Here is a 16134-nt window from a genome sequence, read left to right on the forward strand (position 1 = left end):
CGTCTGGCTCAGAGTGCTGGAGTGTCCGGAAGCGGGACACCAAGTGTCCGTCCTACGACGTTCGCTGGTCCGTGGCCGGGCAGGTCTTCTCCGATGTGGGCTGCCCGTGACGGGGAGGAGTCCGACACGGCGTCCGGGCTCCCCGGCTCGATGGCCGAGCCGAAGGCGACGCTGACCTGGTACGCCTTCGCGCTGAAGTACCTCGCGATGAAGTGGCCCCACGCGGCGCCGAACACCCGGGACGGGATCAACGAGTCGCTGACTTCGGTGACGATGGCGCTCCTGGACGAGCGCCCGGGCCGCCCCGCGGACACCGAGCTGCGGAAGACCCTGAGGAACTGGGCGTTCGTCCTGCCCGGCCCGGATGACCGGGATCTACCGGCGGACGTCGGCAACATCCTGCACTGGGTCGCCAAGGCCTCTCGGCCGCTGTCCGACCTGTCCGACCCGGCCTTGGGGCGGGCGGTCCTCGACTCGCTGAAGATCAAGCTGGACGGGACCGCGGCGGCTGCCGAGACCGTACGGCGGAAGCGGCGCACGCTGGTGAACGCCCTGCTCTACGCCGTGGACCTCGGCGAGTTCCGGGAAAGCCCGCTGGCGGCCGTCTGCTGGCAGAAGCCCAAGGTCTCCAGCGAGGTGGACCCCCGGGTCGTGGCCAACCCCGAGCAGGCCCGATTGCTGCTCCACGCGGTCTCGTACGTCGGCGGCTATCGCCGGGCCCGCGGTCGGCGTCTGGTTGGCCTCTATGCCGGGATGTACTTCGGGGGCTTTCGGCCGGCCGAAGCCGTGGGGCTGGCCGAGCCGGACCTGACGCTTCCGGACTCCGGCTGGGGCACCGCGTTGCTGCACCGGACCAGGCCGAGCGTCGGGAAGCAGTGGACCGACTCCGGGCAGAGTCACGACGATCGCGGTCTGAAGAACCGGCCTACGGAAGACGTCCGCCGGGTGCCGATCCCGCCCCAGTTCGTGTCCATCCTCCGCGAGCACCTGGACACCTTCGGCACGGCTGTGGACGGCAGACTGTTCGCCAGGGAGGGCGGGCGCCGGCCGTCGCGGCCACTCCGCTCGCCAGTCGGCCGTATGACCTTCGGCACTCGGCGCTCTCCACGTGGCTCAACGCCGGCGTCGACCCGACCGAGGTTGCCGAGCGTGCTGGCAATAGCGTGGAGGTGCTGCTCAGTCGGTACGCGAAGTGCCTCGACGGGCGTCAGGAGGTGGCCAACCGTCGGATCGAAGATCTGCTGCGTGAGTACGAGTGATCGCTAGTCGGTGATGCGGTGCGAGGCCCCTGGACCTGTCCGGGGGCCTTCCGTGTTTCTACGGCTGACCTGCGGCGATGGACCAAGATCCTGTCCACGAATAGTCCACAGGGTCTGACATACGGGTGCGCAGGGCGGCAGTTGGCTGCACATACGCGAAGACCCCGGCTTCAGCGTTACCGCTGATGGCGGGGTCTTTGGGCACTTCCTGCGAAGTGCCCCCGGCAGGATTCGAACCTGCGCACACGGCTCCGGAGGCCGTTGCTCTATCCCCTGAGCTACGGGGGCGTGTCGTCGGTGTTGCTGCGACGGGTTGAACACTACCAGCTTCCGCGGGGTGATCAGGAACCGGTTTGCGGGGGAGGAGGGAGTGGTTCGCCCGCAGGGGGTGGAAGTGGCGAAAACCCGGACGCGGGGGCCCGGGCGGACCTACTCTCGAGTTGTGCCAGGCGTCGCGGGCCGGGTGCTTGTTGTCGACGACAACAAGGTCATCCGGCAACTGATCAAGGTCAATCTCGAGCTGGAGGGCTTCGAGGTCGTGACCGCGAACGATGGTGCCGAGTGTCTGGACGTCGTGCACCGGGTGTGTCCCGACGTGATCACCCTTGATGTGGTCATGCCGCGACTGGACGGGTTCGGGGCGGCCGCGCAGTTGCGGGCCGACCCGCGGACAAGGGACGTGCCCGTCGCCATCGTCAGCGCCTGCACGCAGCAGGAGGTGGAGGCCGGGATCTCGGCCGGCGTGGACGCCTTCCTCGCGAAGCCGTTCGAGCCCACCGAGCTGGTACGGGTCGTGCGCCGGCTGATCGAGAGCAAGGACCGGCACGACGGGAGGAAAGGGGCGCCCGCCGGGAGGGGGAGGGGTGGTCCCCACCAGTAGCGCGCCCTCCCCGTCCGTTCCGGTTGTCCAGTGCTCTGTTCACATGGCGAAACCCTTCGGCTGATGACGGGGCGTCTCCCCTAGGCTGGGTCCCGTGACCCCCGCAGACCTCTCCCGTTGCGTCGTGAGCGCCGTGCGCCGCGCCGTCGAGGACGGTGAGCTGGCCGGGGCGGTGCCCGTGCGCGTGGTGGTCGAGCGGACCCGGCCCGGTGGGGTCGGGGAGTACGCCACTCCCGTCGCCTTCCAGATCGCGAAGGGTGCCGGGGTGCGGCCGGCCGAGGTCGCCGCGGTGCTGGCCCGCCGGCTCGGCGCAGTGGCCGGGATCGAGCGGGTCGAGGTCACCGGGGCCGGATTCCTGAATTTCTCGCTGGGTTCCGTTTCCGCTGCCCGGCTGGTGCGTGACGTGCGCCCGGTGGCGGTGATCGAGGTCCCGGACCCGCCGTCCGGCGAGCTGCGCGAGCGCCTCGTACGGGCCGCCGTCGCGCGGATCGAGGCCGCGCAGGGGGTCCGGCCCGGTCCGGCCGTGAGCGTGGCGCCCGTCGCCCGCCGCGACGGGGACGTGCTCGCGCGGTACGGGGCCGACGCCGTCGCCTGGGCCGTGCTGACCGTCCCCGCGCGCGAGACCCCCGAGTTCTGCGACGTGCTGCTCGTGCAGGGGGAGGGCAACGAGCTCCACCGGGTGCGGTACGCCCACGCCCGCGCCCGCGCGCTCGTACGCAATGCCGAGCAGCTCGGCTTCCGCCCCGAGCCCGGTGAGGTCGACGCGCCCGCCCTGCTGCGCGTCCTCGCCGACCACCCCCTCGTCCTGGAGGCCGCCGCGCACCACCGTGCGCCCGAGCGGCTCGCCCGGCACCTCGTCGAGCTGGCCGACGCGCTGCTCGACTTCCAGTACCGGGTCCTGCCCAAGGGCGACGAGAAACCCTCGGCCGCCCACCGTGCCCGGCTGGCTCTTGCCGAAGCCGCCGGGACGGTGCTGGCCGGCGGCCTGGCCCTGCTCGGCATAGACGCACCGACACGCCTGTGACCCGCGAAGAGAGATACCGATGAGCCGTTCCGCGCACCCCGCCGGGCCCCGCCACGCCGACGTCCTGCCCGAGGGGCACTACTCCCCGCCGCCCGCCGACCTGAACGCCCTCGACGAGAAGGTCTGGGCCCGGACCGTCGAGCGCACGGCCGACGGGGTCGTCGCCGTGGGCGGCATCGAAGTGACCAGGCTCGCGGAGGAGTTCGGGACCCCCGCCTACTTCCTCGACGAGGAGGACTTCCGGGCCCGGTGCCGGGCCTGGGCGCACGCCTTCGGTCCCGACGCAGACGTGTTCTACGCCGGCAAGGCGTTCCTCTCCAAGGCCGTCGTGAAGTGGCTGAAGGAGGAGGGGCTCAACGTCGACGTGTGCTCCGGCGGGGAGCTGACCACCGCGCTCGCCGCCGGGATGCCCGCCGCGCGGATCGCCTTCCACGGGAACAACAAGTCCGAGGGCGAGATCCGCCGGGCCGTCGAGGCAGGGGTCGGGCGCATCGTGCTCGACTCCTTCCAGGAGATCGCCCGCGTCGCGCACATCGCCCGTGAGCTGGGCGTACGCCAGCCCGTTCAGATCCGCGTGACGGTCGGCGTCGAGGCGCACACCCACGAGTTCATCGCCACCGCGCACGAGGACCAGAAGTTCGGCATCGCGGTGGCGGACGGGTCCGCCGCCGAGGCCGTGCGCCGGGCGCTCGGACACGACTCGCTGGAGCTGCTCGGCGTCCACTCCCACATCGGTTCGCAGATCTTCGACATGGCCGGCTTCGAGGTCTCCGCCAAGCGCGTCGTGCGGCTGCTGGCCGACGTCCGGGACGAGCACGGGGTGGAGCTGCCCGAGATCGACCTGGGCGGTGGCCTCGGCATCGCGTACACCTCGGGCGACGACCCGCGCGAGCCCCACGAGATCGCCAAGGCCCTGCACGAGATCGTGGCCCGGGAGTGCGAGAGCGCCGGACTGCGCGCCCCGCGGATCTCCGTGGAGCCCGGCCGCGCCATCGTCGGCCCGACCGCGTTCACGCTGTACGAGGTGGGGACGATCAAGCCGCTGGAAGGCCTGCGTACCTACGTGAGCGTCGACGGCGGGATGTCCGACAACATCCGTACCGCCCTGTACGACGCCGAGTACTCCATCTCCCTGGTCTCGCGCACCTCCACCGCCGAGCCCATGCTCGTACGCGTCGTCGGCAAGCACTGCGAGAGCGGCGACATCGTCGTGAAGGACGCGTTCCTGCCGGCCGACCTCGCGCCCGGCGACCTGCTGGCCGTTCCGGCCACCGGCGCGTACTGCCGCTCCATGGCCAGCAACTACAACCACGCTCTGCGCCCGCCCGTCGTCGCCGTGCGCGACGGACAGGCCCGAGTGATCGTCCGCCGCGAGACGGAGGAAGATCTCCTGCGTCTCGACCTCGGATGATGAAATAGGTGTCTCACTCAATGGACCGAGGATGGAAACTGCTGTCCATTGAGTGAGACTGGTTCCACCCGGCGGGCAAACCGCCCGCAGGGTACCGATGGAAGATCGAAAGGCGTAGGTCGAATGATGCGTACGCGTCCGCTGAAGGTGGCGCTGCTGGGCTGTGGAGTGGTCGGCTCAGAAGTGGCTCGCATCATGACGACGCACGCCGACGACCTCACGCAGAGGATCGGGGCGCCCGTCGAGCTCGCCGGCGTGGCCGTGCGCCGCCCCTCCAAGGTCCGCGAGGGCATCGACCCCGAGCTGGTCACCACCGATGCGACCGCCCTCCTCAAACGCGGTGACATCGACATCGCCATCGAGGTCATCGGCGGCATCGAGCCCGCCCGCACCCTCATCACCACCGCCTTCGAGCACGGCATCTCCGTGGTCTCCGCGAACAAGGCGCTGCTCGCCCAGGACGGCGCCGCGCTGCACGCCGCGGCGGAGCAGCACGGCCTGGACCTCTACTACGAGGCCGCCGTCGCCGGCGCCATCCCGCTGGTCCGCCCGATGCGCGAGTCGCTCGCGGGCGACAAGATCAACCGCGTGATGGGCATCGTCAACGGCACGACGAACTTCATCCTCGACAAGATGGACTCCACCGGCGCCGGTTACCAGGAGGCGCTCGACGAGGCCACGGCCCTCGGGTACGCCGAGGCAGACCCGACCGCCGACGTCGAGGGCTACGACGCCGCCGCCAAGGCCGCGATCCTGGCCGGCATCGCCTTCCACACCCGCGTCCGGCTGGACGACGTGTACCGCGAGGGCATGACCGAGGTCAGCGCGGCGGACTTCGCCTCCGCCAAGCGGATGGGCTGCACCATCAAGCTCCTCGCCATCCTGGAGCGCGCCGCCGACGGCGAGTCGGTCACCGCCCGCGTCCACCCGGCGATGATCCCGATCAGCCACCCGCTCGCCTCCGTCCGCGAGGCGTACAACGCCGTCTTCGTCGAGGCGGAGGCCGCCGGGCGGCTCATGTTCTACGGGCCCGGCGCGGGCGGTGCGCCCACCGCGTCCGCGGTCCTCGGCGACCTCGTCGCCGTCGCCCGCAACAAGCTCGCCGAGGCAACGGGGCCCGGCGAGTCGGCGTACACCCAGCTGCCGGTCAGCCCCATGGGCGACGTCGTCACCCGCTACCACATCAGCCTCGATGTGGCGGACAAGCCGGGCGTCCTCGCCCAGGTGGCGACGACGTTCGCGGAGCACGGTGTCTCGATCGACACCGTCCGCCAGCAGGGCAAGGACGGCGAGGCCTCCCTCGTCGTCGTCACTCACCGCGCGCCCGACGCCGCCCTCTCCGGGACCGTCGAGGCTCTGCGGCAGCTGGACACCGTCCGCGGTGTCGCCAGCATCATGCGTGTTGAAGGGGAGTAAGGACCCATGAGCAGCAATCGCACCCACCAGTGGCGCGGCATCATCGAGGAGTACCGGGACCGCCTGCCGGTGACGGAAACGACTCCCGTGGTGACGCTCCGCGAGGGCGGCACTCCCCTCGTCCCCGCCCAGGTGCTCTCCGAGCGCACCGGTTGCGAGGTGCATCTGAAGGTCGAGGGGGCGAACCCCACCGGGTCCTTCAAGGACCGCGGCATGACCATGGCGATCACCAAGGCCAAGGAGGACGGCGCCAAGGCCGTCATCTGCGCGTCCACCGGCAACACCTCCGCCTCCGCCGCCGCGTACGCGGTGCGCGCCGGGATGGTCTCGGCCGTCCTCGTGCCCCGCGGCAAGATCGCGCTCGGTAAGATGGGCCAGGCGCTGGTGCACGGCGCCAAGATCCTTCAGGTGGACGGCAACTTCGACGACTGCCTGAACCTGGCCCGCGCGCTCTCCGACAACTACCCGGTCGCGCTGGTCAATTCGGTCAACCCGGTGCGCATCGAGGGCCAGAAGACGGCCGCGTTCGAGATCGTCGACGCGCTCGGCGACGCGCCCGACATCCACGTGCTGCCCGTCGGCAACGCGGGCAACATCACCGCGTACTGGAAGGGCTTCAAGGAGTACAAGGCCGACGGCCTGTCCACCCGTACGCCCCGCGTGTGGGGTTTCCAGGCCTCCGGTTCCGCGCCCATCGTGCGCGGCGAGGTCGTCAAGGAGCCGCACACCATCGCCACCGCGATCCGGATCGGCAACCCGGCCTCCTGGGACTACGCGCTGGCCGCGCGTGACGAGTCGGGCGGCTTCATCGACGAGGTGACGGACCGCCAGATCCTCGCCGCGTACCGGCTGTTGGCCTCGCAGGAGGGCGTGTTCGTCGAGCCGGCCTCGGCCGCCTCGGTGGCCGGTCTGCTCAAGGCCGCCGAGCTGGGCCTGGTCGACCCCGGTCAGAAGATCGTGTGCACCGTCACCGGCAACGGCCTGAAGGACCCCGACTGGGCGATCGCCGGCGCTCCGCAGCCGGTCACCGTTCCGGTGGACGCCGAAGCCGCAGCCGTGCGCCTCGGCCTGGTCTGACGGCGGTACCTCCGCGGCGCAACAGCAGTACCCGCAGTGCCCGCAGTACCCGTAGTACCCGCAGTACCCGGCACCACCGTGTGAGCCGGGTTCCGGAGGGCTCGTGAGGTCCCCCAGGGGCCTTCCCGAGATCCTCCGGAACCCGGCAACTCACCCGTACGACAACAAAAATACGGCTGAAGTCGGTCGAAGTCGGTCGAAGTCCGCGACACGCATCGTGCGCCTCCTGTGCGCCCTATGTCGCGAGAGAACCTTCCTTCGATACGCTGTACCTACATCCGCCACCGCGCATATGACTGCGGTGCTGCCCCGAGGGCCTTCGGGTGTCGTACGTTCTCAAGTACATTCGCAGCGAGCCAGCGAAGAGCGAAGATCTCGCACAGTCACAAGGAGTGTCATCGGACGATGGCCGGTCCAGCGTTCCGCGCCGCCGCCGTACGGGTGCGCGTCCCCGCCAGCAGTGCCAACCTCGGTCCGGGCTTCGACGCCCTGGGCCTGGCCCTGGGGCTCTACGACGACGTAGTCGTCCGGGTGGCCGACTCCGGCCTGAACATCGACATCGCGGGTGAGGGCGCCGACACCCTCCCGCGGGACGAGAGCCACCTGCTCGTACGTTCCATGCGCACCGCCTTCGACCTGCTGGGCGGCCAGCCGCGCGGTCTGGAGGTCGTCTGCGCGAACCGCATCCCGCACGGTCGCGGCCTCGGCTCCTCCTCCGCGGCCATCTGCGCCGGCATCGTCGCCGCCCGCGCCGTGACCATAGGCGGAGAGGCCAGGCTCGACGACGCGGCGCTGCTGGAGCTCGCGACCGAGATCGAGGGCCACCCCGACAACGTCGCCGCCTGTCTGCTCGGCGGATTCACCCTCGCCTGGATGGACGGCGGCAGCGCGAAGGCGATCCGGATGGAGCCCGCCGAATCCATCGTTCCGGTGGTCTTCGTGCCCTCCAGGCCGGTCCTCACGGAGACGGCGCGCGGCCTGCTGCCGCGCAGCGTCCCGCACGTGGACGCGGCCGCCAACGCGGGTCGCGCGGGCCTGCTCGTGGAAGCCCTGACCAGGCGTCCCGAGCTGCTCCTGCCGGCCACCGAAGACCGGCTCCACCAGGAGTACCGGTCCCCGGCGATGCCCGAGAGCGTGGCACTCGTCAACAGGCTGCGGGCGGACGGGATCCCCGCGGTCATCTCCGGCGCGGGCCCCACGGTCCTCGCGCTGGTCGACAACGGTGCGGCCGACAAGGTCGCGCAGCTCGCGGGCGAGGGATGGGCGGCCAACCGGCTCGCCCTCGACGCCGCGGGCGCGAGCGTACTTCCGCTGGGCACCCAGGGCGGCTAGACCCGCCGTCCCGGAGTGCACAGCCGGTCAGGGGCGGGCGGCCAGGGCAGGCCGCCCGCACGGAAGGGCGCGATTGCCGGTGATTGAGAGGGGGAATATCTATTGGATCCGGTAGTGTTAGTCTCAAGTGCGCATCGGAAGCCGCCATGGCTCGGTGCTCAGTGTCCCCATTCGGGACCACATTTCTTCCGGGAGCCTCCCCGACTGCTTTGATCACCTCCAGCAGTTTCGAGCACGCTCCGGAATCGGCGTGACATTCCCACGCTTTCAGCTCGGGGGCTTCTCGCCGGAACCAGCCATGCACGTTTCTTCCGCCGTACTTCTACCGGCGGACCACCGCCCCGGCTGCGGTCCACGACCCATCAGGTCAAGGCCCGCCGTCGGACAGCACAACCGGTCGCCGAGCCAGACAGGCCGACGTCCGCTCCAGGGAAGGACCCTTCGTGAGCGACACCACCGATCTGATGGGCGCTGCCGACACCTCTGTCGACACCAGTGCCCCCGCCGCGGGCGCCGCACCCAAGCGCCGACGCACCGGCACCGGCCTTGACGGCATGGTCCTCGCCGAGCTGCAGCAGGTCGCGTCGGGCCTCGGGATCAGGGGCACCGCGCGCATGCGCAAGAGCCAGCTGATCGAGGTCATCAAGGAGGCGCAGGCGGGCAGCGGTGCCCCCAAGGCCGCCGCCTCCACCGCCGCAGCCACCGCCGAGGCCAAGCCGAAGCGCCGCGCCACCAGCAAGGCCCGTACGGGTGAGGCCGCCGCCGAGGCGCCCGCCGAGAAGCCCGCCGCGCAGGCGCAGATCGAGATCCCCGGCCAGCCGGCCAGCGAGGACGCTCCGGTCGGCGAGCGCCGCCGCCGTCGGGCCACGGCCCCCTCCGGCAGCCCGGAGGCCTCGGCCCCCGTCGCCGTACAGGTCGAGCAGAAGACCGAGACCGCGCCCGCCGCCACCGCCCCGTCCGAGGCCAAGGCCGAGGCCGCCACCGCGGTCTCCGCCGGCCAGGCGCAGGGCCAGGACGGCGAAGGCCGTGGCCGCCGCGACCGCCGTGACCGCGGTGACCGCACCGACCGTCAGCGCGACCGCCGTGACCGCGGTGCCAAGGCCGACGACCAGGGCCAGGGCGGCCAGGGTCAGGGCCAGGGCGCGCAGGGCGGCCAGGGCGGACAGGGCGGCGGCCGTCAGGAGCGCGCCGACCGTCAGCAGCAGGGCGGCCGGGGCCAGGGCCAGGGTCAGCAGGGCCGTCAGGACCGCCAGGACAACGGTCCCCAGGACGACTTCGACGGCGAGGACGGCCGTCGCGGCCGTCGCGGCCGCTACCGCGACCGCCGTGGCCGCCGTGGCCGCGACGAGTTCGCGCCGAGCGAGCCGCAGGTCGCCGACGACGACGTGCTGATCCCCGTCGCGGGCATCCTCGACATCCTCGACAACTACGCGTTCATCCGGACCTCGGGCTACCTGCCCGGCCCCAACGACGTGTACGTCTCCCTCGCCCAGGTCCGCAAGGCCGGTCTGCGCAAGGGTGACCACACCACCGGTGCCGTGCGTCAGCCCAAGGACGGCGAGCGCCGCGAGAAGTTCAACGCCCTCGTGCGTCTGGACTCGGTGAACGGCATGGCGCCCGAATCCGGCCGCGGCCGCCCGGAGTTCCAGAAGCTCACCCCGCTGTACCCCCAGGACCGGCTCCGTCTGGAGACCGACCCGGGCGTGCTGACCACCCGCATCATCGACCTCGTGTCGCCGATCGGTAAGGGTCAGCGAGGCCTGATCGTGGCCCCGCCGAAGACCGGTAAGACCATGATCATGCAGGCGATCGCCAACGCGATCACCACCAACAACCCCGAGTGCCACCTGATGGTCGTCCTGGTCGACGAGCGTCCGGAAGAGGTCACCGACATGCAGCGGTCGGTCAAGGGCGAGGTCATCTCCTCGACCTTCGACCGCCCGGCCGAGGACCACACCACCGTCGCCGAGCTGGCCATCGAGCGCGCCAAGCGTCTCGTCGAACTGGGTCACGACGTGGTCGTCCTGCTGGACTCCATCACCCGTCTGGGCCGCGCGTACAACCTCGCGGCGCCCGCCTCCGGCCGCATCCTGTCCGGTGGTGTCGACTCGACCGCGCTGTACCCGCCGAAGCGCTTCTTCGGTGCCGCGCGCAACATCGAGGACGGCGGCTCGCTGACCATCCTGGCCACCGCGCTCGTCGACACCGGCTCGCGCATGGACGAGGTGATCTTCGAGGAGTTCAAGGGCACCGGCAACATGGAGCTCAAGCTCGACCGGAAGCTCGCCGACAAGCGCATCTTCCCGGCCGTCGACGTCGACCCGTCGGGCACCCGCAAGGAGGAGATCCTCCTCAACGCGGAGGAGCTCGCCATCGTCTGGAAGCTGCGCCGGGTGCTGCACGCGCTCGACTCGCAGCAGGCGATCGAGCTGCTGCTCGACAAGATGAAGCAGACGAAGTCGAACGCCGAGTTCCTGATGCAGATCGCGAAGACGACCCCGTCGGGCAAGAACGACGACTGACGTCCGGCACGCGCATCACCGCGACAGCCCCCGCCGCACCCGCGGCGGGGGCTGTCGCGCGTACGGCCGCGTTTTCGGGGTACGGGCGCACCGGCGCCCCGGCTGCGCCCCGGCTGGGCGGTTCGGCCCGGAATGGAACCCTGCGCGGCGTACGCCCGTCTGTGTCAGAGGGACCGCGGGGTGGACGGCGGGCCGCAGCGACCAGGGGACCGGACACAGGACCGAGGAGAGCATGACCGAGGAGAGCAAGGGCCATGGCGGCCGCGCCGCGGCCCGGCGCCGCCGCAAACCGGCGAGGCGCCGCAGGGCCGTCGCCATCGCCGCCTGGAGCGCCGCGGGGGTGGTCCTGCTGGGGGGAGCGGGTCTCGGCTACTTCTACTTCAAGTTCAACGGCAACCTGAAGACCGTCGACATCGACCAGGCCCTCGGCACCGACCGCCCGCAGAACGTCGACAACGGCTCGATGGACATCCTGGTCCTCGGCTCCGACTCCCGCGGCGGCGCCAACGGCGAGTACGGCCGGGACGACGGCGGCTCCGCCCGCTCCGACACGGCAATGATCATCCACCTGTACGAGGGCCACCAGAAGGCCGGCGTCGTGTCCATACCGCGAGACACCATGATCTCCCGGCCCTCCTGCGCGACGGCGGGCGGGAAGACCGACCCCGGCGGCACGCGCACCCAGTTCAACGAGGCGTTCACCGTCGGCGGGGCCGCCTGCGCGGTCAAGACCGTCGAGAAGATGTCGGGGATCCGTATGGATCACTACATAGAGGTCGACTTCACCGGCTTCAAGAAGATCATCGACAACCTCGGCGGCGTCGAGGTGACCACCACCAAGCCGATCAAGGACGGTGCCAGCCACCTCGACCTCGCCGCCGGCACCAACAAGCTCGACGGGGAGCAGGCCCTCGGCCTCGTACGCACCCGCAAGAGCGTCGGCGACGGCAGCGACCTGGGCCGAATACAGCTCCAGCAGGCCTTCATCAAGGCGCTCATCAAGCAGGTCAAGGGCATCGGGGTCTTCGACAACCCCAAGAAGCTCCTCGGCATCGCCGACTCCGCGACCAAGGCGATCACCACCGACAAGGCGCTCGGCGACGTGAAGTCCCTCATGGGCTTCGCGCAGGGGCTCCAGGGCATCGACGCCCAGGACATGCAGATGATCACGCTGCCGGTGACCACGGACCCCCGCGACCCCAACCGCGTGGCCCCGCTCGCCAAGGAGACGAAGATGGTCTGGGACGCCCTGCTGGCGGACCGGCCGATCCCCGCCGAGGCCACCGTGAACTCCTCCGGGGACAAGAGCGCCGCCGGGTCGATCGTCCAGTAGGGCGCCTTGCGCAGGGCCTCCGGACCGGTGCGGAATAGATGGCGACCCCTTGCCGTTGAGGGAGGCGTCCTCAGAATTTTGACAGGCGGCCCGGTCCTGGCAGACTGGTCTGTCGGCCCCGGTTCACGCAGTACGCAATTCGGCTTCCTGCGACCCGGCGCCCTCCCGAATCTAGGAGACACCTTGAAGCGCGATGTTCACCCCGAGTACGTCGAGACCGCGGTCAGCTGCACCTGCGGCGCGTCGTTCACCACCCGTAGCACCCTGACCGAGGGCACCATCCGTGCCGAGGTCTGCTCCGAGTGCCACCCGTTCTACACGGGCAAGCAGAAGATCCTCGACACCGGTGGCCGCGTGGCCCGCTTCGAGGCGCGCTTCGGCAAGGGTGCGGCCAAGAAGTAGCGCGACCCAGGCGCCGGTCTCCGGCCGCCCCCTGTCCACTCGGGGGCGGCCGGACCGGCGCCTTTGTCGTCGTTCCGGCACGTCCCCCTGCAGTCCTTCGCACTTTTCACCCCAGGAGTCCCCCGATGTTCGAAGCGGTCGAGGAATTGGTCGGCGAACACGCCGATCTTGAGAAGAAGCTCGCCGACCCTTCGGTCCACTCGGATCAGGCCAACGCGCGCAAGCTGAACAAGCGCTACGCGGAACTGACCCCGATCGTCGCGACCTTCCGTGCCTGGAAGCAGTCGGCCGAGGACATCGAGACGGCCAAGGAGCTCGCGGCCGACGACCCCGACTTCGCGGCCGAGGCCAAGGAACTGACCGCACAGCGCGAGGAGCTCACCGAGAAGCTCCGCCTGCTGCTCGTTCCGCGCGACCCCAGCGACGACAAGGACGTGCTCCTCGAGGTCAAGGCGGGCGCGGGCGGCGACGAGTCGGCGCTGTTCGCCGGCGACCTGCTGCGCATGTACCTGCGCTACGCCGAGCGCGTGGGCTGGAAGACCGAGATCATCGACGCCACCGAGTCCGAGCTCGGCGGCTACAAGGACGTCCAGGTCTCCGTCCGCACCAAGGGCGGCAACGGCGCCACCGAGCCCGGCCAGGGCGTGTGGGCCCGCCTGAAGTACGAGGGCGGCGTGCACCGCGTCCAGCGGGTTCCGGCCACCGAGTCCCAGGGCCGCATCCACACCTCCGCCGCGGGCGTGCTCGTCACCCCGGAGGCCGAGGAGGTCGAGGTCGAGATCAACATGAACGACCTCCGCATCGACGTGTACCGCTCGTCCGGCCCCGGCGGCCAGTCCGTCAACACCACCGACTCGGCCGTGCGCATCACGCACATCCCCACCGGTGTGGTCGCCTCCTGCCAGAACGAGAAGAGCCAGCTCCAGAACAAGGAGCAGGCCATGCGCATCCTGCGCTCGCGGCTCCTGGCCGCGGCCCAGGAGGCCGCCGAGCAGGAGGCCTCGGACGTGCGCCGCAGCCAGGTGCGCTCCGTGGACCGCTCCGAGAAGATCCGTACGTACAACTACCCGGAAAACCGGATCTCGGACCACCGGACCGGTTTCAAGGCGTACAACTTGGACCAGGTGCTCGACGGTGACCTCGACGCGGTCATCCAGGCCTGTGTCGACACGGACTCCGCGGCCAAGCTCGCGGCCGCGCACTGACCCCACCCCCGCATCACCCCCGTACGACAGCAGCCCGGAGGACCAGCGTGAACTTGCTGCTTGCCGAGGTGGCCCAGGCCACCCAGCGGCTGGCCGCCGCCGGCGTGCCCTCACCGCGCTTCGATGCGGAGGAGCTCGCCGCCTTCGTGCACGGCGTCAAACGGGGGGAACTGCACCACGTCAAGGACGCGGACTTCGACGCCCGCTACTGGGAGGCCGTCGCCCGCCGCGAGGCGCGCGAGCCGCTCCAGCACATCACCGGCCGCGCCTTCTTCCGCTACCTGGAGCTCCAGGTCGGGCCCGGGGTCTTCGTGCCCCGGCCCGAGACCGAGTCGGTCGTGGACTGGGCCATACAGGCCGTCCGGGCGATGGACGTCGTCGAGCCGCTGATCGTGGACCTGTGCACCGGCTCCGGCGCCATCGCGCTGGCCATGGCCCAGGAGGTGCCGCGCTCGCGCGTGCACGCGGTCGAGCTGTCCGAGGACGCCCTGCGGTGGACCCGCAAGAACGCCGAGGGATCCCGGGTCACCGTCCACCAGGGCGACGCCCTGAGCGCGCTGCCCGAGCTCGACGGCCAGGTCGACCTGGTCATCTCCAACCCGCCGTACATCCCGCTCACCGAGTGGGAGTACGTGGCGCCGGAGGCCCGCGACCACGACCCGGAGATGGCGCTCTTCTCCGGCGAGGACGGCCTCGACACCATCCGCGGCATCGAGCGGACCGCCCACCGGCTGCTGCGGCCCGGCGGCATCGTCGTCATCGAGCACGCCGACACCCAGGGCGGCCAGGTGCCGTGGATCTTCGCCGAGGAGCGGGGCTGGGCCGACGCGGCCGATCACCCGGACCTCAACAACCGCCCGCGCTTCGCGACGGCCCGCAAGGCCCTGCCGTGACCGGCCCGACGATTCCCGCCACCCCCCTGCTGCACGAGGAGGCCCGCTGATGGCCCGGCGATACGACTGCAACGACGCGACGGACCGTAAGACGGGTCTGCGTGAAGCCGCGTCCGCCGTGCGCCGCGGCGAGCTCGTCGTGCTGCCCACCGACACCCTCTACGGGATCGGCGCGGACGCCTTCAGCCCGGAGGCCGTCCACGACCTGCTCGCCGCCAAGGGCCGCGGCCGCGGGATGCCCACCCCGGTGCTCATCGGCTCCCCGAACACGCTCCACGGCCTCGTCACGGACTTCTCCGAGCAGGCCTGGGAACTCGTCGACGCCTTCTGGCCGGGCGCGCTGACGCTGGTCGCCAAGCACCAGCCCTCGCTGGCCTGGGACCTGGGGGACACCCAGGGCACCGTGGCCGTGCGCATGCCCCTGCACCCCGTCGCGATCGAGCTGCTGACCGAGGTCGGCCCGATGGCGGTGTCCTCGGCCAACCTGTCCGGTCACCCGGCGCCCGAGGACTGCGACGCCGCGCGCGAGATGCTCGGGGACTCCGTGTCCGTGTACCTGGACGGCGGCCCGACGCCCGGCATCCAGCCGTCGTCGATCGTCGACGTCACGGGGAAGGTTCCCGTCCTGCTGCGCGAGGGGGCACTCACCGCGGACCAGCTGCGGGAGGTCGTACCCGACCTCGAGGTCGCCCCGTGAGCCCTGAGGGGCGTGGCATAGCAGGGGGGCACCGGCCGGCGGCAGCCGGAGGAACCACTTTCCGCATACTCCACGTCAGCACCGGGAACGTCTGCCGCTCGCCCATCACCGAGCGGCTGACGCGCCATGCCCTCTCCCACCGCCTCGGCGGCCTCGCCACCGGCGACCTCATCGTGGAGAGCGCCGGCACCTGGGGGCACGAGGGCGCCCCGATGGAGGCGAACGCGGCCGCCGTGCTGGCGGACTTCGGAGCCGACGCGTCCGGGTTCACCGGGCGGGAGCTGCTGGACGAGCACGTCATACGTGCCGACCTGGTGCTGACCGCCACCCGTGACCACCGCGCCCAGGTCATCTCGATGGGCCACTCGGCGGGGCTGCGCACCTTCACGCTGAAGGAGTTCACCCGGCTGGTACGGGCGATAGATCCGGCCACGCTGCCGCCGCTGGACGACGGCATGGCGGAGCGGGCGCGTGCGCTCGTACGGGCCGCCGCCGCCCTGCGCGGCTGGCTGCTGGCGCCGTCGCCCGACGCGGACGAGGTCTACGACCCGTACGGGGCCCCGATCACCTTCTTCCGCTCCATCGGCGACGAGATCAACCAGGCGCTGGACCCGGTCGTGACGGCCCTGACGGGTGTGACGGCCGCGCGCTGAGCGGTTCGTCGGCCGGAGGCCGGCACAGCG

General features: G+C 71.0%; 13 protein-coding genes, 1 tRNA gene and 1 pseudogene. 14 read left to right on the forward strand and 1 reads right to left on the reverse strand.

The features are described from left to right. Positions 1 to 17: 17 nt before the first annotated feature. A pseudogene (locus tag ACXNSR_RS26345) lies at positions 18 to 1259 on the forward strand (tyrosine-type recombinase/integrase); the annotation flags it as partial. Between the two features lie 216 nt (positions 1260 to 1475). On the opposite strand, the gene ACXNSR_RS26350 reads toward ACXNSR_RS26345, so the two are convergent. After that, a tRNA-Arg gene (locus tag ACXNSR_RS26350) sits at positions 1476 to 1547 on the reverse strand. Positions 1548 to 1653: 106 nt separating this feature from the next. Between ACXNSR_RS26350 and ACXNSR_RS26355 the strand changes: the two genes are divergently transcribed. From ACXNSR_RS26355 to ACXNSR_RS26415, 13 genes are all read left to right on the forward strand, one after another. Further along, entirely contained in the window at positions 1654 to 2139 is a 486-nt protein-coding gene (locus ACXNSR_RS26355) for a response regulator (RefSeq protein ID WP_458643396.1), read from the forward strand. A 94-nt stretch (positions 2140 to 2233) separates the two neighbouring features. After that, positions 2234 to 3163 carry an ArgS-related anticodon-binding protein NrtL gene (nrtL, locus tag ACXNSR_RS26360; protein ID WP_458637907.1) on the forward strand — a complete coding sequence of 310 codons (930 nt, stop codon included), beginning with the start codon at positions 2234 to 2236 and terminating at the stop codon, positions 3161 to 3163. 19 nt (positions 3164 to 3182) lie between these two features. Then, the gene (gene lysA, locus ACXNSR_RS26365; RefSeq protein WP_458637908.1) at positions 3183 to 4574 is read left to right on the forward strand and encodes a diaminopimelate decarboxylase; all 1392 of its coding nucleotides are present in this window, start codon (positions 3183 to 3185) and stop codon (positions 4572 to 4574) included. Between the two features lie 123 nt (positions 4575 to 4697). Next, positions 4698 to 5990: a homoserine dehydrogenase gene (locus ACXNSR_RS26370; RefSeq protein WP_458637909.1), complete on the forward strand. Its 1293-nt coding sequence runs from the start codon at positions 4698 to 4700 to the stop codon at positions 5988 to 5990. A gap of 6 nt (positions 5991 to 5996) precedes the next feature. Next, a complete protein-coding gene (gene thrC, locus ACXNSR_RS26375) occupies positions 5997 to 7067 on the forward strand; it encodes a threonine synthase (protein ID WP_458637910.1) in 1071 nt (356 codons plus the stop codon). Between the two features lie 405 nt (positions 7068 to 7472). Continuing rightward, the gene (thrB, locus tag ACXNSR_RS26380; protein ID WP_458637911.1) at positions 7473 to 8399 is read left to right on the forward strand and encodes a homoserine kinase; all 927 of its coding nucleotides are present in this window, start codon (positions 7473 to 7475) and stop codon (positions 8397 to 8399) included. A gap of 443 nt (positions 8400 to 8842) precedes the next feature. After that, entirely contained in the window at positions 8843 to 10921 is a 2079-nt protein-coding gene (gene rho / locus ACXNSR_RS26385; protein WP_458637912.1) for a transcription termination factor Rho, read from the forward strand. A 232-nt stretch (positions 10922 to 11153) separates the two neighbouring features. Further along, the gene (locus tag ACXNSR_RS26390) at positions 11154 to 12254 is read left to right on the forward strand and encodes an LCP family protein (protein ID WP_458637913.1); all 1101 of its coding nucleotides are present in this window, start codon (positions 11154 to 11156) and stop codon (positions 12252 to 12254) included. A gap of 183 nt (positions 12255 to 12437) precedes the next feature. After that, positions 12438 to 12656 (forward strand): 50S ribosomal protein L31, encoded by a 219-nt coding sequence (gene rpmE, locus ACXNSR_RS26395; RefSeq protein WP_030008686.1) that lies wholly within the window; start codon positions 12438 to 12440, stop codon positions 12654 to 12656. A 125-nt stretch (positions 12657 to 12781) separates the two neighbouring features. After that, complete coding sequence (gene prfA / locus ACXNSR_RS26400) at positions 12782 to 13861, forward strand: peptide chain release factor 1 (RefSeq protein ID WP_150259359.1); 1080 nt, start codon at positions 12782 to 12784, stop codon at positions 13859 to 13861. Positions 13862 to 13908: 47 nt separating this feature from the next. Beyond that, positions 13909 to 14754 (forward strand): peptide chain release factor N(5)-glutamine methyltransferase, encoded by an 846-nt coding sequence (gene prmC, locus ACXNSR_RS26405; RefSeq protein WP_254384242.1) that lies wholly within the window; start codon positions 13909 to 13911, stop codon positions 14752 to 14754. A gap of 49 nt (positions 14755 to 14803) precedes the next feature. Then, positions 14804 to 15451, forward strand: coding sequence for an L-threonylcarbamoyladenylate synthase (locus ACXNSR_RS26410; protein ID WP_030720925.1), 648 nt, complete (start codon positions 14804 to 14806; stop codon positions 15449 to 15451). Next, complete coding sequence (locus ACXNSR_RS26415; RefSeq protein ID WP_458637914.1) at positions 15448 to 16104, forward strand: arsenate reductase/protein-tyrosine-phosphatase family protein; 657 nt, start codon at positions 15448 to 15450, stop codon at positions 16102 to 16104. The genes ACXNSR_RS26410 and ACXNSR_RS26415 overlap by 4 nt, the downstream gene beginning before the upstream one ends. The last annotated feature ends 30 nt before the right edge of the window (positions 16105 to 16134 follow it).

This window comes from Streptomyces sp. NC-S4, from assembly GCF_054353315.1.

Coding starts and splice junctions, on each gene's coding strand:
- lysA (WP_458637908.1), top strand. CDS start 3,183: ATGAGCCGTTCCGCGCACCCCGCCGGGCCCCGCCACGCCGACGTCCTG.
- ACXNSR_RS26370 (WP_458637909.1), top strand. CDS start 4,698: ATGATGCGTACGCGTCCGCTGAAGGTGGCGCTGCTGGGCTGTGGAGTG.
- thrC (WP_458637910.1), top strand. CDS start 5,997: ATGAGCAGCAATCGCACCCACCAGTGGCGCGGCATCATCGAGGAGTAC.
- thrB (WP_458637911.1), top strand. CDS start 7,473: ATGGCCGGTCCAGCGTTCCGCGCCGCCGCCGTACGGGTGCGCGTCCCC.
- ACXNSR_RS26390 (WP_458637913.1), top strand. CDS start 11,154: ATGACCGAGGAGAGCAAGGGCCATGGCGGCCGCGCCGCGGCCCGGCGC.
- prfA (WP_150259359.1), top strand. CDS start 12,782: ATGTTCGAAGCGGTCGAGGAATTGGTCGGCGAACACGCCGATCTTGAG.
- ACXNSR_RS26410 (WP_030720925.1), top strand. CDS start 14,804: ATGGCCCGGCGATACGACTGCAACGACGCGACGGACCGTAAGACGGGT.